Genomic DNA, 20167 nt, shown 5'->3' with positions numbered 1-20167 from the left:
CTTCCGGGCCTGGATGGCAAGCCCCAGTTGGGGGGGGCGACACCCCCTCCGACCGGGATCCTCGTGAAGCCGTGGGCGAACGCCCCAGCTGACTGTTGGCTGTTGGGAAACGAGGCGGCCGAGGCGCGGCGTCGAAGCGCGTCAGGCGTTTCGATCCCGCGGAGCGTCCCTATGCCGGATCAGAAAACGCATAAATGCTGTACGTGATCGAACCCGTCGCATGTACAGTGAGCGGCGGTTTTGAGCGTATTTTTACGCGCGAAAATCGGATAACCCCTTGAAATCCTTCGGTTGGCTTTCTGTCGGTCCAAATCCTCATGTGGGATTGGCGTGGAAATTATTGAATAAAATTCGATGCTTATGACGAAATTCTCCGTGGCTCCGATGATGGATTGGAGCGACCGTCACTGCCGGTCGCTGCATCGGGTGCTGTCGCGCCGGACGCTGCTGTATTCCGAGATGGTGACCAGCGGGGCGGTGCTGAACGGCGATCGCGAGAAGCTGCTGGGCTTCGACGCCGGCCAGCATCCGGTGGCGCTGCAACTGGGCGGATCCGAGCCCGCAGACCTGGCCGCCGCCGCCAGGATCGGCGAGGACTGGGGCTATGACGAGATCAATCTGAACGTCGGCTGCCCGTCCGACCGCGTGCAGAGCGGGCGGTTCGGAGCCTGCCTGATGCGCGAGCCGCAGCTGGTGGCGGACTGCATGGCGGCCATGGCGGCGGCGGTGTCCGTACCGGTGACCGTCAAGTGCCGGATCGGCGTCGACGACCAGGACCCGGAACAGAGCCTGTTCGAGCTGGTCGACCTGTCGGCCCAGGCCGGCGTCACCACCTTCGTGGTCCATGCGCGCAAGGCCTGGCTGAAGGGGCTGTCGCCGAAGGAAAACCGCGACGTGCCGCCGCTGGACTATCCGCTGGTCCACCGGCTGAAGCGCGAGCGCCCGGACCTGACGATCGTGATCAACGGCGGCATTCCTGACCTCGACGTGGCTTTGGCCCAGCTGGAGCACGTGGACGGGGCGATGCTGGGGCGGGCGGCCTACCATGAGCCGGGCCTGCTGGGGCAGGTCGACCGTCGGGTGTTCGGCGAGGACGTCGCCGATATCGATGCGTTCGAGGCGGTCGAGCTCTACAAGCCCTACATGGCCGCCCAGCTGGCGGCGGGCGTGCACCTGGCGGCGATGAGCCGTCACATGCTGGGTCTGTTCCACGGTTTGCCTGGCGCGCGCGCCTGGCGCCGCATCCTGACCGTCGACGGCGTGAAGGCCGGGGCGGGGCTGGAGGTGGTCGACCGCGCCCTGAGCGCCGTCCGCCAGGCGGTCGACGCGCGCGAGGCGCGGGCGCTGGACGCCGTCGCCAGCTAAGCCCCGGGAACAAGGGACGCGAGCGCACGGTTAACGATCCTCGAGGTCGGGGCGAAACCCTGATGCGAGGTCGCCACATGTTGCGTTCCATTCTGACCGCCGCGCTTCTCGCCGCCGCGGCCGTTCCATCCCTGGCGCGGGCCCAGGACGGCCGTCTGGCCATCGGCGCCAATATCGGCACGCCCGGCCTGGGCGCCGAACTGCAGTACAAGCTCAATGACCATTTCGTCGTCCGGGGCGGCGGCGACTGGATGAGCTTCGACCACGACCACACCTACAGCGGCGTCGACTATTCGGCGAAACTGAAGACAGGCACGGCCGGCGCCTTCGTCGACTGGCACCCCGGCGGCGGTGGCTTCTTCCTGTCGGGCGGCGGCTATTTCGGCGAGCGCAAGGCGCGGCTGGACGGCCGGCCGACAGGGCCGACCCAGATCGGCGACCTGACGTTCACCCCCGAGCAGATCGGCACGATCCGCGGCGGCGTCGAGATGTCCAAGACCCAGCCGTTCCTGGGTCTGGGCTGGGACAACACCTTCACGCGCAACAGCCGCTGGGGCTTTCGGGTGCTGGGCGGGGTGTCGTTCAGCGACAAGCCCAAGGTCGACCTGACCGCCACAGACGGCACGCTGGCCGGCGATCCGCTCTTCCAGGCCGAGCTTCGGCGGGAGGAGGACGACGTCCGCGACGACGCCAAGGGCTTCAAGTACTTCCCGATCGTCCAGGTCGGGCTGAACTACCGGTTCTGATCCCGGCTCAGGAGCGCAGCACCAGGGCGCGCGGCGTAGCCTGGAAGCTGGACAGCCGGCCCAGATAGCTCATGCCCAGCAGCGAAGTCTCCAGGCCCTTCTCCACCACCAGGGCCTCGACGTCGCGCACCTGGGCGCCGGCCACCGACACGCTGGCCAACTTGACCGAGGCGGCGCGGGTCTGGCCCGAAGCGGTCATGACCTTGTAGCTGTAGTCCAGCGCCTTGGTGTCGATGCCCAGCCGCTTGGCGTCGGTCTGGCTGAGGGCGACGGCGGTGGCTCCGGTGTCGATCAGGAAGCGCACGGCGCGACCATCGACCTTGGCCTCGGCCCAGAAATGGCCGTCGGCCGCCTTGACGATCTGGGCGGCGCCGTCATCGGCGGTCGCCACGGCCGGGGCGGGGCCGCGCAGGTCCGGCTGGCGCAGGTCGTCCAGCGACACGACGGCCTTCGCCGCCCCGACCGCCGAGAGTGCGCCTACCATTGCGATGGCCGCGAACTTGAACATCGAAGTCACCCCGCCATACCGGCTTGCTGACCGTTTCTACGGCCGTTGCGGGGAGCATAGTCGCGAATGGGTTTTCAACCGGTGAATCGCGGCGTTCACAGTTCAGTAAAGTTAACAAATTGCCGGTCGAATGGAAAATTAAAAAGCTGTAATACTTATCAATGCTAACGTTACATTCAAGTAATGTGCAAGATGACTTCGATTTAACTTCAATTCAGCGCGGTGCGGCAGCATATGGTGTTCATCAAATCAGTGCTTGTTGAGGGAACAACGCCATGAAGAAGGTCATCATCGCCGCCGCCGTCGCGCTTTCCGCGTTGGCCGGAGCGGCCCAGGCCGCCGAAGTCAGCAACACCCAGTTCCTGCAAGCCGCCCGATGCCGCGGCTTGGCCGCCTCGGAAGGCTTGGGCAAGCTGGACACCGCCGGCATCGACGCGTTCCTCAAGCAGGAAACCGGCGCCCGCGAATTGCCGGTCCGCGTATCGGCCAACAACAAGATCTCGGGCGCGCAGAAGGAAGGCGACAAGGCCGACGGCGCCAAGAAGGAAAAGCTGCTGGCCGAACGTTCCGGGGCTTGCTCGGCGTGGCTGGGCGGCGCCGCGACCGGCGCGGCCATGAACACCGCGAACTAGGGACCGCCTAGCCCCGGCCGGCCATCAGGTCGGCCATCGGGTCAGGGCGGTGGGGCAGGGCGGCCATGATCGCCGACCGCTCCTCGTCGCTCAAGCGAGCCCAGCCGGCGATCTCCGGAAGGGTTCGCCGGCAACCCAGGCAGAAGCCGCTCCGCCCATCCACCGCGCACACCTTCACGCAGGGCGTGGCGATCGGACGGGGCGGGCGGGGCGCCGAATTCAGGGCGTCCTCGTCACGGGCTTTAGGGGGCGTGGCCGAGCTCATGTCCCGTATGTCGCCGTTCCAGGCGGACCGCGCAAGGGCGGCTCGCGGCGCGCGCCAGCGCGTCGATCGCGTCTGTAACCTCTCTTCCAAGAACAAGGAGCCGTCATGCGTATTCTCGGTCTTACCATCGCCGCCGCGCTCGCCGCCTCGGCGGCCGCCCCGGCCTTCGCCGCCGATCGCGTCAGCGACAGTGAACTGGTGCGGGCTTCGCGCTGCCTTGGCCTGGCCCAGGCCGCCAACCTGGGGACGTCGGACGCGACGGCGTTGCAGGCCTTTGTCAAGACCCAGGGCCGCGGCCGCGATCCCTTGGTCCAGGACCGGGTCGAAGCCGCCGAGCGGTCCGCCAAGTCCCAGGCCGGCAAGGCCAAGGACGCCCTCAAGGCGTCGTTGATCGCCGAGCGCGACGGAGCCTGCAAGGCGCTGGTGGAGACGTCGTCGACCGCCTCGGTCGCAACGCCCGCCGGGGCCTGAAGCCCCCGACCGGATCGAAGCGGACTTTGCATCGGGCGCGGTCTGGCTTAAGCCCGCGGCCCATGACCGCTTCCTCGCCCGCCGCTTCGCCCTTCGACGACATCCGCCAACTGGCCGCCGACGCGCCGGCCGCTCCGGCCTCGACCTTCGAAGGCGGTGATCGTCTGGCCGAGATCTCCGCATGGCTGACGGCCTGGACCGGCAAGACGCCGCCGGTCGTGCTCCGCCCGGTCGTCGCCCTGTATGCCGGCGCGCGCCAGGGCGTGGGGCCGCGCGGCTACGCTCGCGAGCGCCTGGAAGCCGTGGCCGCCGGCGGGGCCAATGTCTGCCGCATCGCCGGTGTCCAGGGCGCAGGCCTGGAAGCCTTCGATCTGGCCATCGACCGTCCGACGCCCGACGCGGCCGCCAAGGCGTCGATGAGCGAGAAGGAATGCGCCGCGACCATGGCCTTCGGCATGGAGGCACTGGCCAAGCAGCCCGACCTGCTGATCCCCGGCGTGATCGCCGCCGAGACCGACCGCGCCGCCGGCGCCATCGCCCTGGCCCTGGTCGGCGGCGAGGCTTCGGACTGGAGCGATGCGCCCGAACCGGTCGCCGCCGCCGTGACCCGCGCCGCCGGCGAGGACAACCTGTCCGACCCGCTGCAGGCCCTGCGCCAGCTGGGCGGTCGCGAAACCGCCGCCCTGGTCGGGGCGATCCTGGCCGCCCGGGTCCAGAAGATTCCCGTCCTGCTGGACGGCTACGCCGCCGCCGCCGCCGCGGCGGTGCTGCACGCGATCGATCCGGCCCTGATCGCCCACTGCCAGGCCAGCCATGTCGGGACCGCCAAGGGCCACGCCCGCCTGCTGGAGGCGTTGGGCAAGCGGCCGCTGATCAACCTGGACATCGCCGAGGAGGAGGGGGTCGGCGGCGTGACGGCCCTGGCCCTGGTGCGGCTGGCCTGCGAGGTTCGGTGACCCCCTGCGTCCTTCGAGGCTCGCCTTCGGCTCACACCTCAGGATGAGGACCACTTTCGCACTGAATTCCTCTTCCTGAGGCGCCCGCGCAGCGGGCCTCGAAGGGCGCATGGCCCGTCCGTTCCAGCGTCAACCTGAACATTGTTTACGTTGACGCTAAGGTCATCTTTCCAAACGCCCGTTCGAACTCTAAGGTGACTCCCGAAAAGCCAAAGACGGCCCCTTGAAGAGGGTCGGTTTCCGGGAGTCCGCCATGAACCTCGATTTCTCGCCCGAAGACGTCGCGTTCCGCGACGAGGTCCGCGCCTTCATCGCCGAGAACTACCCCGCCGGCCTGCGCGAGAAGCAGGAGGAGGGCGAGGAGATGGCCAAGGAGGATTTCCTGTCCTGGCACCGCGTCCTGGCCAAGAAGGGCTGGGTGGCGCCGGCCTGGCCGGAGAAGTACGGCGGCCCGGGCTGGACCTCGGTGCAGCGCTACATCTGGTCGGAAGAGACCGCCCGCGCCGACTGCGTGCCGATCCTGCCGTTCGGCATCAATATGGTCGGGCCGGTGATCTACACCTTCGCCACCCCCGAGCAGAAGGAACGCTTCCTGCCGCCGACCCTGTCGGGCGACATCTGGTGGGCCCAGGGCTATTCGGAGCCGGGCGCCGGGTCGGACCTGGCCAGCCTGAAGACCAAGGCCGAGCGTTTCACCGGCGACGACGGCAAGGAATACTACCTGGTCAACGGCCAGAAGACCTGGACCACCCTGGCCCAGCACGGCGACTGGATCTTCTGCCTGGTCCGCACCGACCCTAACGCCAAGATCCAGGAAGGCATCTCGTTCCTGCTGATCGACATGAAGTCGCCGGGTGTGACCGTGCGGCCGATCATCACCCTGGGCGGCGAGCACGAGGTCAACGAGGTCTGGCTGGAGAACGTCAAGGTGCCGGTCGAGAACCGGATCTACGAGGAGAACAAGGGCTGGACCTGCGCCAAGTTCCTGCTGGCCCACGAGCGTAGCGGCATCGCCGGCGTGGCCCGCTCCAAGCGCGGCATCGAGCGCATCCGCCAGATCGCCTCCACCGAGTTGGGCGACGACGGCCAGCCCCTGCTGGCCGACCCGGCCTTCAAGCGCAAGGTCGCGGATCTTGAAATCGACCTGACGGCCCTGGAATACACCGAACTGCGCACCCTCGCCGGCGAGGCGGCGGGCAAGGGGCCGGGTCCGGAATCCTCGGTCCTGAAGATCAAGGGCACCGAGATCCAGCAGCGGATCACCGAACTGGTGCTGGAGGCGGCCGGCCACTATGGCGCGCCGTACTTCCGCGGCTTCCCGAACGACGGCGACAACGCCCACCCGATCGGTCCCGACTGGGCTCACCGCGCCGCCCCGACCTATTTCAACGTCCGCAAGACCTCGATCTACGGCGGCTCCAACGAGATCCAGCGCAACATCATCGCCAAGATGGTGCTGGGGCTTTGATGAAGGCCTGAGCATTTGCAGTTCCCCTCCCCCTTGCGGGGAGGGGTAGGGGGTGGGGGTGTCAGCACGAACGCCAGGACCTTTGCACACATCCGAGCGGGCCGATCGAGCAGCCCGTCGAATGCGTCGCGAGCCGACCCTGGCCGAAAAGCTGTTCTGGAAGGCGTTGCGAAAGATCGAGATCCCTGGATCGCACTTTCGCCGCCAGTCTTCCCTGGGCCCCTACGTCGTGGACTTCGTCTGCCACCATCATCGTGTGATCATCGAGGTGGACGGTGGAATTCACGACTTGCCCCACGTGGCGTCCCGTGACGCCGACCGCCAATCCTGGCTTGAATCGCGTGGCTATACGGTCATCCGTATTCCAAACGAGTTGGCCATCTACGACCCGCATACCGCCGTCCAGCGCGTAATCTCGATCCTCGACGCTGGCTCCCCCACCCCCAACCCCTCCCCGCAAGGGGGAGGGGAGCGATAAGAGGAAACCTGGGATGGACTTCAACTTCACCGAAGAGCAGTCGATGGTTCGCGACACGGTCGCGAGCTTCCTGCAGGACAAGTACGACTTCGAGACCCGCCGCAAGATCGTGGCGTCCGAGAGCGGATGGCGCGCCGACTACTGGAAGGCCTTCGCCGAGGAGCTCGGCATCCTGGGCGCCTCGTTCAGCGAGGAACTGGGCGGCCTGGGCGGCGGCGCGATCGACAACATGATCATCATGGAGGAGTTCGGCAAGGCGCTGGTCATCGAGCCCTATCTGGGCACGGTGGTGATCGGCGGCGGCTTCATGAAGCACTCGGGCTACGCCGGCGCGGCGTCGGTGATCGAGGGCATCGTCGGCGGGACCACGACCATCGCCTTCGCCTATGCCGAGCCGCAGGCCCGCTACACCTGGCGCGACCTGAAGACCACGGCCAGGAAGGATGGCGCGGGCTATGTCCTGAACGGCCACAAGGCCGTGGTGGTCGGCGCGCCGTTCGCTACCCACCTGGTGGTCACGGCCCGCACGGGCGGCGCGCAACGCGACGCCGGCGGGGTTTCGGTGTTCCTGATCGACAAGAGCCTGCCGGGCGTCGTCACCCGCGACTATCCCACGGTCGACGGCGGCCGCGCTTCGGAGGTCTATTTCGAGAACGTCTCGATCCCGGCCGACGCCCTGATCGGCGAAGAGGGGGGCGGCCTGCCGCTGGTCGACAAGGTGATCGACGAGGCCACGGCCGCCGTCGGGGCCGAGGCCGTGGGCGTGCTGCGCAAGCTGCACGAGGGCACGCTGGATTACGCCAAGCAGCGCAAGCAGTTCGGCACGGCCATCTCCAACTTCCAGGTGCTGCAGCATCGGATGGTCGACATGTTCATCGAGGTCGAGCAGGCCGTGTCGATGACCTACATGGCCACCATCAAGCTGGACGAGAGCGACGACGAGCGCGCCAAGGCCGTCTCGGCCGCCAAGGTCCGCATCGGCCGGGCCTGCAAGTTCGTGGGCCAGAACGCCATCCAGATCCACGGCGGCATGGGCATGACCGACGAGCTGGCCATCGGCCACTATTTCAAGCGCGCCTCGATCATCGAGGGCCTGTTCGGATCGGTCGACCACCACCTGAAGCGCTACGAATCGCTGTCGTTCGGACCAGCGAGCAGCCAGGCGGCCTGACACCGTCTACGGACGAGGGACGCTCGAAGACGAAAGCGCCCGCGACACGCCGTCGCGGGCGCTTTTTTCTTGGCGGACAAAGGCTTTGCACGCCAAGGCGATCGGGTTCGTCCGTGTGCGGATTTCGTCAGGGTTCGGACTGTTCCTGTTGCGTCGAGCCTCCGTCGGCGCATGCTTGGTCTCGACGCGCTGACGGGAGACGCCGCCGATGAACGTATCGAGAATGAGCCACGCCATGCTGTCCTTCGCCCTGATGGGCGGGATGCTGGTCGGGGGAAGGCACCCACCGAAGCCGCCCGTCGCCGAGCCCAAGCCGTCCGGCCGGAAATAGAGCTTGGCGCGGAACGTGGAGACCGGTTTCCGCAAGAGCGATGCGTAGGAAAAGATTTGGAGCAGAAAAAAGGGCGGCCGCGCTTGGCGGTCCGCCCCTGTCTCACGTTTGGAACAGCCGTGCTGGCTTACGACTTGGCGACCGTATTGCAGTCGGCGAGGCCGGCGGCGTCCAGGTCCTGGCCGCGATAGTTGAAGCTGACGATCGGGCCGAGCTCGGCGGCGACCTTGCGGCAGGCGCGGCCGATCGGCAGGGACTTGACCTGAGGGGCGGCGCAGACGTCGCCGTTGCAGCGCCACATGGCGCCGTCCTGGATCAGGGTGGGCGCCTTGCTGGGCGCCTTCAGCTTGAGAACCGCGCCTTCGGCGGCGAAGGCGCTGGTCGCCATACCAGCAGTGGACAGGGCGGAGGCCGCGACCAGCGCGGTCATTAAGATACGCATGCTTGTTTCCTGTAATCCCCTAACGCCGACACTGGGAGGCCGGCTTCGGATACAATTGGTTGCGTTTTGCAACTAAGTCAACAAACGAACGTTTGACGCGGCGTCTTCACCGCCGGTTTCCGCCAGCCAGGCAAGCAGAGTCGGCGTGATGTCGCCCGCCTTCTCCGCCACCCGCCAGCAGTCCGCCAGGGAGGGTGGAGTCAGGCCCTGGTCGATGGTGTGGCGCAGCAGGGCGAACAGCGGGTCCCAGAAGCCGCCGGGATTGTGGAAGACGATCGGCTTGCGGTGCAGGTCCAGGCGCCGCCAGGACAGGAGTTCGATGATCTCCTCCAGGGTGCCGATGCCGCCGGGCAGCACCACGAAGGCGTCCGATCGCTCGAACATCATCATCTTGCGCTCATGCATCGAGGTGACGATCACAGTCTCGACGTCGTCGAACGGCTGCTCGCGGCCGCGCAGGAACTTGGGGATGATGCCCAGCACCCGTCCGCCGGCCGCGTGGGCGCCCCGCGCGGCCGCGCCCATCAGCCCCACGCCGCCGCCGCCATAGACCAGTTTCAGGCCGGCCCTGGCGAAGTCGCCGCCGATCTGGAACGCCGCTTCCAGGAACGCCGGGTCGGCCGTGTTCGACGAGCCGCAATAGACGCAGACGGCCTTGGCGGCCGCGGCGGGCTCCGCGACGGCGGCTTGGCCGCTGGACAGGTCGGTCATCGTCGTCCACTCCAGAAAATAAACAGCGCGCCGGTCCTTGTCTCCAAGGGCGGCGCGCCGCACGTGAACAGCCAAGAAGCGGGCCGTCGGGGCGTCGTCGGCCGTTGGATACGCCATGATCAGGATTCGCGAGATCGGTTTCAAGTCGACCTGCGCCGTCGCGGTGCTGGCCCTGCTGGCGCTGGGCGCCTGCGGGCGCGACGACAAGGGTTGGCGGCGCGATCCGGCGACCGCCAAGATCGAGCAGGTTTCGTCGCGGGACAGCTATCTGAAGCCGCCCAGCCTGGTGTCGGCGGTCCGCCAGGGCGACGCCGTGGCGTTGTCGGGACAGGCCGAGCCCCTGGCCAGCGTGCGGCTGGGCGCGCCGACCGGCGAGGCACTGCTGGGCAAGGCCGATGCGGCGGGCGCCTGGCGGCTGGTGGCGCCCCTGGCCGCCGAACCCCGGCTCTACGGCCTGTCGATGACCATGGACGGACGCACCGTCCAGGCCCAGGGCTATCTGATGGTCGCGCCCAGCGGGGCGGCGGTGCTGCTGCGGGCCGGGGCGGGCGCGGAGGTGATGGGCCAGAGCTCGCCGTCGCCCCGCATCCTGGCGATCGACTATGACCGCAGCGGCGGAGGCGTGATCTCCGGCGTCGGCGCGCCCGGCGCGGGTCTGGGCGTGCGCGTCGACCGTGTCACACGGGGCGAGGGCAAGGTCGGCGAGGACGGCCGTTTCTCGATCTCGCTCGACCAGCCGCTGGCCGGTGGAACCCACGTGATCCAGGTCGCGGGCGAGGGCGGCGAGCAGCAGGTGGTCGTCGACGTCGCTCCGCCCACGCCGCCCCGGGGCGGACCGGCGTCCTCGACCCTGACCGCCGCGGGCTGGCGCGTTGACTGGATGACCCCGGGCGGCGGCGTGCAGAGCACCCAATTGCTGGGCGCGGCCCGATGAGGGGCATGGCGTCGCGATCCGGAGCCGTGGCTGGCGCGGTGGCGCCTCCTGAGGTCAAGGCCAACGGCTGGAAAGCCCTGGCCGACCTGTTCAGCCTGGTGATGCGTTCCAAGGCGCCCGGACTGCGCTGGCGCGTCACCCTGGCCCTGGTCTTCACCTTCGCCGGCAAGTTCCTGGGCGTGATCGCGCCCCTGCTGCTGGGCAAGGCGGTCAATGCGCTGAGCGCCGGGCAGGGGGCGGCGGTGCAGGTCGGCCTGACCTTCGCCGCCCTGGCCGGCGGCTGGGCGCTGATCCGCTTCATCGCCGCCGTCGCGCCCCAGGCGCGCGACGCCGTGTTCACGCCCGTCGCCCAGGCGGCCCAGACCCGCGCGGCCGTCGAGACCTTTGCCCACGCCCTGTCGCTGTCGATCGACTTCCACCAGACCAAGCGCACGGGCTCGCTGTCCCGGGTGATCGACCGGGGCGCGCGGTCGATGGATTTCCTGCTGCGCGGCCTGGTGTTCAACATCGCGCCGACGGCGGTCGAGCTGGTCATGGCCGCCATCGTGCTGGCCAAGGCCTATGACTGGCGCTTCGCCCTGACGGCGGTGGTCACCGTCGTGATCTATGGCGTGGTGACCTTCGCCATCTCGGATTGGCGGATCGGCCATCGGCGGGTGATGAACGAGGCCGACGCCGAAGCCGCCGGGCGGGCTGTCGACGCGCTGCTGAACTACGAGACGGTCAAGGCCTTCGGGGCCGAGGAGCGGGCGGTCGGCGGCTACGACGCCGCCCTGACGGCCTATGGCGCGGCCAATATCAAGGCGACCAACTCCCTGACCCTGCTCAACAGCGTGCAGTCGGCGGTGATGAGCCTGGGGCTGGGCGTGATGGCGATCCTGGCCGGGGCCGAGGCGGCCGCGGGCCGGATCGGCCCTGGCGACGTCACCGCCGCCGTGCTGATCCTGGTCAACCTGTACGGTCCGCTGAACATCCTGGGCTTCGCCTATCGCGAGATCCGCCAGTCGTTCATCGACATGGAGGCCATGCTCGACCTGCGCCGGGCCCAGCCGGACGTGGCCGACGCCGCCGACGCCGTCGACCTGCCGCCGCCCGCCGACCGGCGGGGCGGGGCGGTGGCCTTCGAGGGCGTGTCGTTCCGCCACGGCGCGCGGTCGGAAGGCCTGCAGGCCGTGACGTTCGCCGCCCTGCCGGGGACCACCGTCGCCATCGTCGGCCCCTCGGGCGCGGGCAAGACCACCCTGGTGCGTCTGGCCCTGCGGATGATCGACCCCCAGGCTGGCCGGGTCACCCTGGACGGCCACGACCTGAAGGCGCTGAAACAAGCCTCGCTGCGCCGGGCCGTCGCCCTGGTGCCGCAGGACGTGGCGCTGTTCAACGACACCCTGATGGCCAACATCGCCTTCGCGCGTCCGGACGCCTCGGAGGTGGACGTCTGGGCCGCGGCCGAGGCGGCGGAACTGGGCGAGTTCATCCGCAACCTGCCCGAGGGCATGGAGACCAAGGTCGGCGAGCGCGGGCTGAAGCTGTCGGGCGGCGAGCGCCAGCGCGTGGGCATCGCCCGGGCGCTGCTGGCCGACCCCCGCGTGCTGATCCTGGACGAGGCGACCAGCGCCCTGGACAGCCGCACCGAGGCGGCCATCCAGGCCACCCTGCGCAAGGCCCGGGCCGGCCGCACGACCCTGGTAGTGGCCCACCGCCTGTCGACCATCGCCGACGCCGACGAGATCATCGTGCTGCGCCGGGGAAAGGTCGTGGAGCGCGGCGCCCACGCGGCGCTTTTGGAGGCCGGCGGCGAATACGCGGCGTTGTGGCGGCGGCAGACTCGGGAGAAACCTGTGGAAGCGGGGGCGGTCGTCGATTGATATCCGAAAACCGTCATTGTAGAACGAATGTAGAACATCAACGGCGATGACTGTCATGCTGACGCGAAAGATCGATCGGGCCCTGGACGCAATGGCCGCCTGCAAGGACCGGGTGCCGGCCCTGCGCGAGATCTACCGCGCCGACAGCCCCGAGGGCCTGGCCCTGGGCCATCTGATGGAAGCCGTCGAGCGCGCCCAGCAGGCGCTGCAAGGCCCGACCGCGCGGGCCGGCGAATAGGCCTTCAAGACCGTTCCAGCCGATAAATGTGGGGTGCGGCGGCGGAGGGCGGCTATATCCTGCGCCACGCCGACCCGATCCCAGGAGCCGCCATGCGCTATCTGCACACCATGGTCCGCGTGAAGGACCTCGACGCCTCGCTGCGGTTCTATTGCCAAGGCCTGGGCCTGACCGAGATGTACCGGACGGAGAACGAGAGGGGCCGCTTCACCCTGGTGTTCCTGGCCGCGCCGGAGGATGTGGAGCTGGCTCGGGAGCGCAAGGCGCCGCTGGTCGAGCTGACCTACAACTGGGATCCCGAAGACTACCAGGGCGGGCGCAATTTCGGCCATCTGGCTTACCGGGTCGACGACATCTACGAAACCTGCCAGCGGCTGATGGACATGGGCGTGACGATCAACCGCCCGCCGCGCGACGGCCACATGGCCTTCGTCCGTTCGCCAGACAACATTTCGGTCGAGCTGCTGCAGGACGGCAGCCTGGAACCGGCCGAGCCATGGGTTTCGATGCCCAACACGGGGGCTTGGTAACGGGCGGACGATCGCTCCGCCCGCCAGATCGTCGTTACCTCGAAAGCTTCGCAGGGGAAGCGCTGAGCGCTTCCGGGAGAACCACTCCTAGAGCGTCGGGACCTTCGAGTTCGCCGGTCAGACCAGCTTCACCCTGGGCTCGGAGGGCTGGTACGCCGCCGCCAGGGCTTCCAGGCGGACGGCTGGGTCGTCGATGATCGCCAGCCAGGCCAGGCGCGCCAGTTCCTGCCGATAGTCGGCGGCATAGCCGACCGAGAACGGAGAGGGCGTGCTGCCGGGCGGTTCGGCGGCCTTGGCGTTGACCAGCTTCTGGCGGGCCAGGACGGCGGCCCGGTCGATCAGGATCTCGCCTTCGCCGCCCGCCACCCAGCCGTCGACCAGGGCGCAGGCGGCCACGGCGTGAAAGACCATGACGGGCAGGGTGCGCTTCTGCGGCGCCGGCTCGGCCGCCATGGTCGGCTTGGCGGCGTTGGCCGGGCTGGTGATGTGGAAGGCCAGGGCGTTGGCGCCGCGCTGCAGGACGGTCTTCCAGTGATCGTTGGTCGCGCTCATGGTTAAGCCTGTATCCGCTACGCGCCGCGTGGTGAAGTCCCAACGCGGCAATTGGCGCGGCGGATACAGGCTTAAGGTCAAATCCCGTGTCGGCCTATTCGGCCGCGGCCGGGACGGGCGTCCTCAAGGCGGGATAATCGGTATAGCCGCGACCGTCGCCGCCGTAGAAGGTCGACGGATCCGGATCGTTCAGCGGCGCGCCGACGCGCAGGCGCTCCACCAGGTCTGGATTGGCGATATAGACCTTGCCGAACGCCACGGCGTCGGCCTTTCCGGCGTCCAGGGCCGCCTGGGCGGTGGCGGCGGTGAACTTCTCGTTGACGATGTAGACGCCGCCGAACGCCTTCTTCAGGTCGGCGGCCAGGCTGTCGGGGCCGTCATATTCGCGGGCGCACAGGAAGGCGATGCCGCGCTGGCCCAGTTCCTTGGCCACGTAGCCGAAGGTGGCGGCCAGGTTACTGTCGCCCATGGAGTGGCTGTCGGCGCGCGGCGCCAGGTGCATGCCGACCCGGCCCGGGCCGAACACCGAGGCGGCGGCGTCGGCGACCTCCAGCATCAGCCGGGCGCGGTTCTCGATCGAGCCGCCGTAGCGGTCGGTCCGCTGGTTGGAGCCGTCCTGCAGGAACTGGTCGATCAGGTAACCGTTGGCGCCGTGGATCTCGACCCCGTCGAAGCCGGCGGCCTTGGCGTTTTCGGCCCCCTTGCGGAAGGCCTCGACCACGCCGACCACCTCGTCGGTCGTCAGGGGGCGGGGCGTGGGGTAGGGGCGTTCAGGACGCAGCAGGCTGACATGGCCCTTGGCCGCGATGGCGCTGGGGCCGACCGGAAGCTCGCCGCCGTGGAACGACGGATCGGACACCCGGCCCACGTGCCAGATCTGCATGAAGATGCGGCCGCCCTTGTCGTGCACGGCCTTGGTGACCTGCTTCCAGCCTTCGACCTGCGCCTGGGACCAGATGCCCGGCACGCCCTGGTAGCCGACGCCCTGCGGCGTGACCGGTACGCCTTCGGTGATCAGCAGGCCGGCCGAGGCCCGCTGGGCGTAGTAGTCGGCCATCAGGGCGTTGGGGATCTGGGTGGGCCCGGCCCGCAGGCGGGTCAGCGGCGCCATGACGACGCGGTTGGGCAGCTCAAGATCGCCAAGACGAAGCGGATCGAACAGAGTGGGCATGAAACAGTCCCTGCAGCGTTTTGCCGACCCCACGTCGGCGCCTCGCATATCTGGTCCTCCGCGCCGCTACCGCAACTGCCACAGGCTCTGATTTTATTCTGGCGGCCGCCGCAGGGAATCTGCGAGGCGGCGCGGGGGAACGGGCCCGCTCCCCGGTCGTTGCTTGGGACCAGACTTGAGACGGAGACTCGCCATGGCCCAACCCGACGTCACCAACGGCGACGAGACCGACGACGCCTACGATCCTTCGACGGTCGAGGCCAACCGCAACATCCAGCAGGGCGGCGGCGTGGGCGCCCGCGACCTGGCCCGGCAGGACGAGCCGGCCGAGATCGTCACGCCCGACGGCGACGACAGCGACGATGACGCGCCGGTCGAGGCGTTGGGAACCGCTCACCCGAAGACCTGAGCGCCGTCGCGAAGGACGGCGGCGGCGGAGACCGTCGGCCGGCCCGCTCGCCTATTTCGGCGCCACCTTGACCAGCACCACGTCGTTGGCCCGCATCGTCACCGCTACGCTGGCCGCGCCCGATTTGCCGACGGTCAGGGCCCGGGTCTCGGGCTTGTCCACGGTCAGGGCGTTCAGGTCCCGTACCTGCTGGTCGGTCAGCGTCTTGGGCGAGCCCAGTTCCAGATAGGCCGTGTGGGCGTCGTTGGCCTTGAAGCCGGTGCGGAAGATCTGGACGTCGTAGCGGCCGGGCTTGAGGCCCTTCAGGTCGAGGCTGACCGGCTCGATGTCATGGGTGGGCTGGACCTTGGTGTAGTAGGGGCGGTTGCTGACCGTCTGCACGGGCTGGCGGAAGGCCCAGACCAGGGCTTGGACGCCCCCCTTGTCCGTGGTGACCCAGCTTTCCGCGTCGGCGACCTTGACGGCCTTGTCGCCCAGCTGGTTCAGGTACTTGTAGGCGAACCAGGCCGGCTTGCGGATCCCTTGCGGGTTCATCAGGCCAAAGCCGCCCTCGAACGGCGCGGTGGGCGCGCCCGGCTCCTCGAACAGATCGCTGTAGGTCCAGTAACTCATGCCCTGCAGCAGGCCTTCGCTGGCCTTCAGTTTGGACAGGATGTAGGGCGCGCTGACATAGGAATCGTGCACCGGGTCGCGCGGCGTATAGCTGGTGCTCCATTCAGTGAAATAGAGCGGAAGGCCGGGCTTGAACGAAGCCTCGATCTCCTTTCGCACCCGGCGCACGTCGCCGACGATGGCGTCCGGCGAGGGCGACAGCTTGGTGTCCTGCTGGCCCTTCTCGTCCAGGAAGCCACCGTCGACGCCGTAGGTGTGGGTGGTGACGAAGTCGACTCCCGCGCCCGAGGCCTGGACGTGGCTCAGGAATTCGGGCGTCCAGGCCGCGCCGGCGGTCGAGGGGCCGCCGACCTTCAGGGCCGGGTCGATCGCCTTGATGGTCCGGGCGGTGTTGTCATAGAGCTCGAAATAGGCCTTCTGGTCGGCCTTTTCCCAGAAGCCGTCCAGGTTGGGCTCGTTCCAGACCTCGAAATACCAGGACCGCACCTCGGCCTCGCCGTAGCGCTGCTGGCAGTGTCGCACGAAAGCGTCGACCAGGGCCGCCCACTGCTTGGGATCGGGATGCGAGGTATTGCCTTTCCAGTAGAAGACCGTCTGTTCCGAGGTCTTCATCGCGTCGGGGGTGAAGCCCAGCTCGACGAACGGCTTGACGCCCATCTTCAGCAGGCGGTCGTACAGCTGGTCGATCTTGGTCCAGTCATAGACCGGCTTGCCGTCGACGACGCGATAGGTGCCCAGCACGTCGTGGAAGATGGCGTGGAAGCGGACATAGCGGAACCCGAGCTCGTCGCGGGCGATCTTCAACTGGCCCAGGCTGTCGTCGCGCAGCAGGGTGCCGGGATAGTCCGAGCCGACCGACAGGTCGTAGAAGTGGTCGCGCGGCGTGGTCGGGGCCTTGGCGTCGACGGCGATGTGGCGGACGGCCGGCTTGCCCTGGGCCAGGGCGGATCCCGCCAAAAGGCTGGCCATGGCCGAGGCCAGGATCGCGCTGCGGAGCAAGGTCCTGGTGAGGGTGGGGGTCATGGCGGCTGGTCCTTCCTGCAGTGGCCCGCCCTCGTGGATGGGGCGATGTCAGTGGGACCGGTACCATTATTCGGAGGGCGCCGTATAGCCCGTTCGAAAATCGGCCGGGAAGGGTGTGATCATGCGCGACGGCCGTGCTTCCGCGAACCGTTCGCAATGAAACGCGCGTCGGCCGGCCGATCGCCGGCAAAAACTCGGCGTCCGACCCTTTCGTCGCGCGGCCAGCTGAGCTAACCACGGCGCTCTATCTGGAAGGCTAAGATCATGACCAAGAAACCCGACGGCACGTGGGACAAGTCGCAACTCCCCAGCCGGCATGTAACCGAAGGGCCGGCCCGCGCGCCGCACCGCTCGTATTACTACGCCATGGGCCTTGGCACCCGCGAGATCGCCCAACCGTTCGTGGGCGTGGCCTCGTGCTGGAACGAAGCGGCCCCCTGCAACACCGCCCTGATGCGCCAGGCCAACGCCGTGGCCAAGGGCGTCAAGGCGGCCGGCGGCACCCCGCGCGAGTTCTGCACCATCACCGTGACCGACGGCATCGCCATGGGCCACGAGGGCATGCGCAGCTCGCTGGTCAGCCGCGACGTGATCGCCGACTCCGTCGAACTGACCATGCGCGGCCACGGCTATGACGCCCTGGTCGGCGTCGCCGGCTGCGACAAGAGCCTGCCGGGCATGATGATGGCCATGCTGCGTCTGAACGTGCCCTCGGTGTTCCTGTACGGCGGCTCGATTCTGCCCGGCCGCTTCCAGGGCCGCGACATCACCGTGATGGACGTGTTCGAGGGCGTCGGCGCCCACGCGGCCGGGACCATGGACGCTAAGACCCTGTGCGAGCTGGAGCAGCACGCCTGTCCGTCGGACGGGGCCTGCGGCGGCCAGTTCACCGCCAACACCATGGCCTGCGTGTCCGAGGCCATCGGCCTGGCCTTGCCGCTGTCGTCGGCCCTGCCGGCCCCGTACCTGGACCGCGACCAGTACGCCGTGGCCTCGGGCGAGGCGGTGATGCGGCTGATCGAGCAGAACATCCGTCCGCGCGACATCTGCACCCGCAAGGCGTTCGAGAACGCCGCCGTGGTCGTCGCCGCGACCGGCGGCTCGACCAACGGCGCCCTGCACCTGCCGGCCATGGCCCACGAGTGCGGCATCGAGTTCACCCTCAAGGACGTGGCCGAGATCGCCGCCCGCACGCCCTATATCGCTGACCTCAAGCCCGGCGGCCGCTACGTGGCCAAGGACATGGGCGAGGCCGGCGGCGTGCCGATGCTGCTGCGCACCCTGCTGGACGCCGGCCTGCTGCACGGCGACTGCATGACCGTGACCGGCAAGACCCTGGCCGAGAACCTGGCCGACGTGGTCTGGCGCGACGACCAGGACGTTATCCGCCCGGTCTCCAACCCGCTGTCGCCGACCGGCGGCGTGGTCGGCCTGTGGGGCTCGCTGGCCCCCGACGGCGGCATCGTCAAGGTGGCCGGCCTCAAGCACCAGGTGCACCGCGGCCCGGCCCGGGTGTTCGACGGCGAGGCGGCCTGCTTCGAGGCGGTGTCGAACCGAGACTACAAGGAAGGCGACGTCCTGGTCATCCGCTACGAAGGCCCCAAGGGCGGACCGGGCATGCGCGAGATGCTGTCGACCACCGCCGCCATCTACGGCCAGGGCGTGGAGAACATCGCCCTGATCACCGACGGCCGCTTCTCGGGCGCCACGCGCGGCCTGTGCATCGGCCACGTGGGTCCGGAAGCCGCCGTGGGCGGGCCGATCGCCCTGGTCAAGGACGGCGACATCATCAGCATCGACGCAATTCAGGGGACGATCGACCTGGAGGTCGACCCGATCGAGCTGGAAAACCGCCGCCGGCACTGGCAGCCGCGCGGGCACGACTACAACAGCGGCGCGATCTGGAAGTTCGCCCAGTTGGTGGGACCGGCCTATTTGGGCGCGACCACCCATCCGGGCGCGGCGAAGGAAACCCACGTCTACGCGGATATCTGAAGGCCTATCCCGCCGCGCTGATCCGCGCGAGGGTCATCGAGGAGATCTGGCGGAAGGTCTCCTCGCCGGCCAGTCGGGCAGACGCCTCGTGCTGGAGCCGGTCACCGTCCACCCTGAACAGGGTCCGGCCGACGCCGCGTGGGGTGGTCTTCTCCAGGATCAGCTGATCACCCTCCCACCTGCCGCGGGCCGGCGCGATGGGCGGGAATCCATAGGTGTCGAACCAGAACCAGATCGCATCCAGGCGCTCAGGGTCGATCGTCAGGACGCCATGGCCATGAAAGCGATGCCCGCCGGGGCGTTCCTCGGCGTAGTCGCCGATCAGGCTTATGTCGTCGGGATCCATCCTGAATGTCCAACGGCCTGAGGTCGGGCCGTCTGGCCCGAACGGATTGGGATGGACCTTGCCAGCGCCGTCCCAGATCCCGACCAGGCGGCGAAGTTGGCTCCGCGCTTCGACAAGCGATTCCATCATCTGACTCTCCGGCGGACTCATGCCGGGTCGCTTTGAACCGCCCGCGCCGGCGTTTCAATCCTTGCTCTTGCCGCGCCGCTCGACCTCGCGGTTGAAGCGATATTCCAGGAAGGCCTCGAACTCGCTGGGCGGGACGATCCGCCGAGCCATGTCCAGGGGGCCTGGGGGACGATCGTAGGCTACGCGATGGGGCCGGGGAGCGGCCGGCGCGGCGACGGGCGTGAGCTCGGCGTCGATTTCGGCGAGGCTGGCCGCGCGCTCGGCGTCACTGACCTGCCCGTCATGATCGGTGTCGGCGAGGTCAAGCCTGAGGCGCGGGACCTGCTGGGCGAAGGCCAGGGCTGGCGCCAGCAGGGCTGCGCCGAGCGCCAGGACTGCAAGGGGACGCGAAACGGACATCCGAATCTCCCAGGGCATGAAAGCGGCGCCCAGCGCCGCCCGGCCTACTTCTTGATCTTCTTGAAATCCTTGTAGAACAGGTCTTCCGGCGGCCGGTCCTCAGGGGCCGGGGCGCGGAAATCGTTGGGCCGCAGCAGGCCCTGGTCGAACATCGTGCGGCGCTGCTCCATCGCCGCCGCCGCGCGGGCCGGGGCGCCGAGCCTGACGGGGACAATGGCGCCGCGGTCACGGTCCAGCCAGGCCGCGGCCTCCTCGGTGCTGACCACGCCGTCGCGATCGGTGTCGGCCGGCGTCAACGCCAACGGCTGGGGCGCAGCCAGGGCCGGCGTGGCGCAACAGACGGCGAGGGCGGCGGCGAGAACCAGGCGCATCGATCGGGACTCCGCAAGACCCGCGAGACGAGCAGGCAAGGCATTTGGG

At 68.6% G+C, this 20167-nt stretch carries 25 protein-coding genes; 15 read left to right on the top strand and 10 right to left on the bottom strand.

All coding sequences use genetic code 11. The features are described from left to right. Positions 1–354: 354 nt before the first annotated feature. On the top strand, positions 355–1365 hold the full coding sequence (dusA, locus tag G3M57_RS15200; RefSeq protein ID WP_163231492.1) for a tRNA dihydrouridine(20/20a) synthase DusA: 1011 nt from the start codon (positions 355–357) through the stop codon (positions 1363–1365). Positions 1366–1442: 77 nt separating this feature from the next. Further along, positions 1443–2111 (top strand): hypothetical protein, encoded by a 669-nt coding sequence (locus tag G3M57_RS15195; RefSeq protein WP_163231490.1) that lies wholly within the window; start codon positions 1443–1445, stop codon positions 2109–2111. Between the two features lie 7 nt (positions 2112–2118). Here G3M57_RS15195 and G3M57_RS15190 read toward each other — a convergent pair whose 3' ends face one another. Then, a complete protein-coding gene (locus G3M57_RS15190; protein ID WP_057184192.1) occupies positions 2119–2619 on the bottom strand; it encodes a TIGR02281 family clan AA aspartic protease in 501 nt (166 codons plus the stop codon). 275 nt (positions 2620–2894) lie between these two features. On the opposite strand from G3M57_RS15190, the gene G3M57_RS15185 reads away from it, so the two are divergent. Further along, positions 2895–3251 (top strand): hypothetical protein, encoded by a 357-nt coding sequence (locus G3M57_RS15185; RefSeq protein WP_056755512.1) that lies wholly within the window; start codon positions 2895–2897, stop codon positions 3249–3251. Positions 3252–3258: 7 nt separating this feature from the next. Here the strand turns inward: G3M57_RS15185 and G3M57_RS15180 are convergent, their stop codons facing one another. Continuing rightward, positions 3259–3516 (bottom strand): DUF1289 domain-containing protein, encoded by a 258-nt coding sequence (locus G3M57_RS15180; RefSeq protein ID WP_373287697.1) that lies wholly within the window; start codon positions 3514–3516, stop codon positions 3259–3261. 105 nt (positions 3517–3621) lie between these two features. On the opposite strand from G3M57_RS15180, the gene G3M57_RS15175 reads away from it, so the two are divergent. From G3M57_RS15175 to G3M57_RS27515, 6 genes are all read left to right on the top strand, one after another. After that, on the top strand, positions 3622–3987 hold the full coding sequence (locus G3M57_RS15175; protein WP_056755515.1) for a hypothetical protein: 366 nt from the start codon (positions 3622–3624) through the stop codon (positions 3985–3987). A gap of 62 nt (positions 3988–4049) precedes the next feature. Beyond that, the gene (locus G3M57_RS15170; protein WP_163231488.1) at positions 4050–4943 is read left to right on the top strand and encodes a nicotinate-nucleotide--dimethylbenzimidazole phosphoribosyltransferase; all 894 of its coding nucleotides are present in this window, start codon (positions 4050–4052) and stop codon (positions 4941–4943) included. 253 nt (positions 4944–5196) lie between these two features. Next, a complete protein-coding gene (locus G3M57_RS15165; protein ID WP_056755521.1) occupies positions 5197–6411 on the top strand; it encodes an acyl-CoA dehydrogenase family protein in 1215 nt (404 codons plus the stop codon). A gap of 52 nt (positions 6412–6463) precedes the next feature. Continuing rightward, the gene (locus G3M57_RS15160) at positions 6464–6889 is read left to right on the top strand and encodes an endonuclease domain-containing protein (RefSeq protein ID WP_341873430.1); all 426 of its coding nucleotides are present in this window, start codon (positions 6464–6466) and stop codon (positions 6887–6889) included. A gap of 13 nt (positions 6890–6902) precedes the next feature. Beyond that, positions 6903–8060, top strand: a complete 1158-nt coding sequence (locus tag G3M57_RS15155) for an acyl-CoA dehydrogenase family protein (RefSeq protein WP_163231486.1) — start codon at positions 6903–6905, stop codon at positions 8058–8060. A gap of 208 nt (positions 8061–8268) precedes the next feature. Next, positions 8269–8391, top strand: a complete 123-nt coding sequence (locus G3M57_RS27515) for a hypothetical protein (RefSeq protein WP_244322556.1) — start codon at positions 8269–8271, stop codon at positions 8389–8391. A 127-nt stretch (positions 8392–8518) separates the two neighbouring features. Here G3M57_RS27515 and G3M57_RS15150 read toward each other — a convergent pair whose 3' ends face one another. Further along, the gene (locus G3M57_RS15150; RefSeq protein ID WP_163231484.1) at positions 8519–8833 is read right to left on the bottom strand and encodes a DUF8200 family protein; all 315 of its coding nucleotides are present in this window, start codon (positions 8831–8833) and stop codon (positions 8519–8521) included. Between the two features lie 72 nt (positions 8834–8905). Then, entirely contained in the window at positions 8906–9544 is a 639-nt protein-coding gene (locus G3M57_RS15145) for an LOG family protein (RefSeq protein ID WP_163231482.1), read from the bottom strand. A gap of 115 nt (positions 9545–9659) precedes the next feature. Here G3M57_RS15145 and G3M57_RS15140 point away from each other — a divergent pair, with 115 nt between their 5' ends. The 4 genes from G3M57_RS15140 (at position 9660) to G3M57_RS15125 (ending at position 13111) form a co-directional block, all read left to right on the top strand. After that, positions 9660–10478 carry a hypothetical protein gene (locus G3M57_RS15140; protein ID WP_163231480.1) on the top strand — a complete coding sequence of 273 codons (819 nt, stop codon included), beginning with the start codon at positions 9660–9662 and terminating at the stop codon, positions 10476–10478. Further along, entirely contained in the window at positions 10475–12343 is a 1869-nt protein-coding gene (locus tag G3M57_RS15135; protein WP_373287698.1) for an ABCB family ABC transporter ATP-binding protein/permease, read from the top strand. The genes G3M57_RS15140 and G3M57_RS15135 overlap by 4 nt, the downstream gene beginning before the upstream one ends. A 55-nt stretch (positions 12344–12398) precedes the next feature. Further along, the gene (locus tag G3M57_RS15130) at positions 12399–12581 is read left to right on the top strand and encodes a hypothetical protein (protein ID WP_056755538.1); all 183 of its coding nucleotides are present in this window, start codon (positions 12399–12401) and stop codon (positions 12579–12581) included. 92 nt (positions 12582–12673) lie between these two features. Beyond that, entirely contained in the window at positions 12674–13111 is a 438-nt protein-coding gene (locus G3M57_RS15125) for a VOC family protein (RefSeq protein WP_163231476.1), read from the top strand. A gap of 117 nt (positions 13112–13228) precedes the next feature. Here G3M57_RS15125 and G3M57_RS15120 read toward each other — a convergent pair whose 3' ends face one another. Both G3M57_RS15120 and G3M57_RS15115 read right to left on the bottom strand, forming a co-directional pair. After that, positions 13229–13663, bottom strand: coding sequence for a hypothetical protein (locus tag G3M57_RS15120; protein ID WP_163231474.1), 435 nt, complete (start codon positions 13661–13663; stop codon positions 13229–13231). Between the two features lie 94 nt (positions 13664–13757). After that, positions 13758–14834: an alkene reductase gene (locus G3M57_RS15115; protein WP_163231472.1), complete on the bottom strand. Its 1077-nt coding sequence runs from the start codon at positions 14832–14834 to the stop codon at positions 13758–13760. Between the two features lie 193 nt (positions 14835–15027). On the opposite strand from G3M57_RS15115, the gene G3M57_RS15110 reads away from it, so the two are divergent. Further along, positions 15028–15243: a hypothetical protein gene (locus G3M57_RS15110; protein ID WP_056755546.1), complete on the top strand. Its 216-nt coding sequence runs from the start codon at positions 15028–15030 to the stop codon at positions 15241–15243. Between the two features lie 51 nt (positions 15244–15294). Here the strand turns inward: G3M57_RS15110 and G3M57_RS15105 are convergent, their stop codons facing one another. After that, positions 15295–16878: a GH39 family glycosyl hydrolase gene (locus G3M57_RS15105; protein ID WP_163231470.1), complete on the bottom strand. Its 1584-nt coding sequence runs from the start codon at positions 16876–16878 to the stop codon at positions 15295–15297. A 264-nt stretch (positions 16879–17142) separates the two neighbouring features. Between G3M57_RS15105 and ilvD the strand changes: the two genes are divergently transcribed. Beyond that, a complete protein-coding gene (gene ilvD, locus G3M57_RS15100; protein WP_163231468.1) occupies positions 17143–18873 on the top strand; it encodes a dihydroxy-acid dehydratase in 1731 nt (576 codons plus the stop codon). Positions 18874–18877: 4 nt separating this feature from the next. On the opposite strand, the gene G3M57_RS15095 is transcribed toward ilvD, so the two are convergent. From G3M57_RS15095 to G3M57_RS15085, 3 genes are read right to left on the bottom strand one after another with little or no spacing between them, the layout of a single operon-like run. Beyond that, positions 18878–19348 (bottom strand): DUF1579 family protein, encoded by a 471-nt coding sequence (locus tag G3M57_RS15095; RefSeq protein ID WP_056755551.1) that lies wholly within the window; start codon positions 19346–19348, stop codon positions 18878–18880. Positions 19349–19402: 54 nt separating this feature from the next. Beyond that, on the bottom strand, positions 19403–19747 hold the full coding sequence (locus G3M57_RS15090) for a hypothetical protein (RefSeq protein ID WP_163231466.1): 345 nt from the start codon (positions 19745–19747) through the stop codon (positions 19403–19405). A 44-nt stretch (positions 19748–19791) separates the two neighbouring features. Further along, a complete protein-coding gene (locus tag G3M57_RS15085) occupies positions 19792–20118 on the bottom strand; it encodes a hypothetical protein (protein WP_163231464.1) in 327 nt (108 codons plus the stop codon). Positions 20119–20167: the final 49 nt, after the last annotated feature.

Source organism: Caulobacter rhizosphaerae (genome assembly GCF_010977555.1).
GTDB lineage: Bacteria > Pseudomonadota > Alphaproteobacteria > Caulobacterales > Caulobacteraceae > Caulobacter > Caulobacter rhizosphaerae.
The sequence above is the reverse complement of the archived record's forward strand: the minus strand, read 5'-3'. Positions and strand labels throughout refer to the sequence as shown.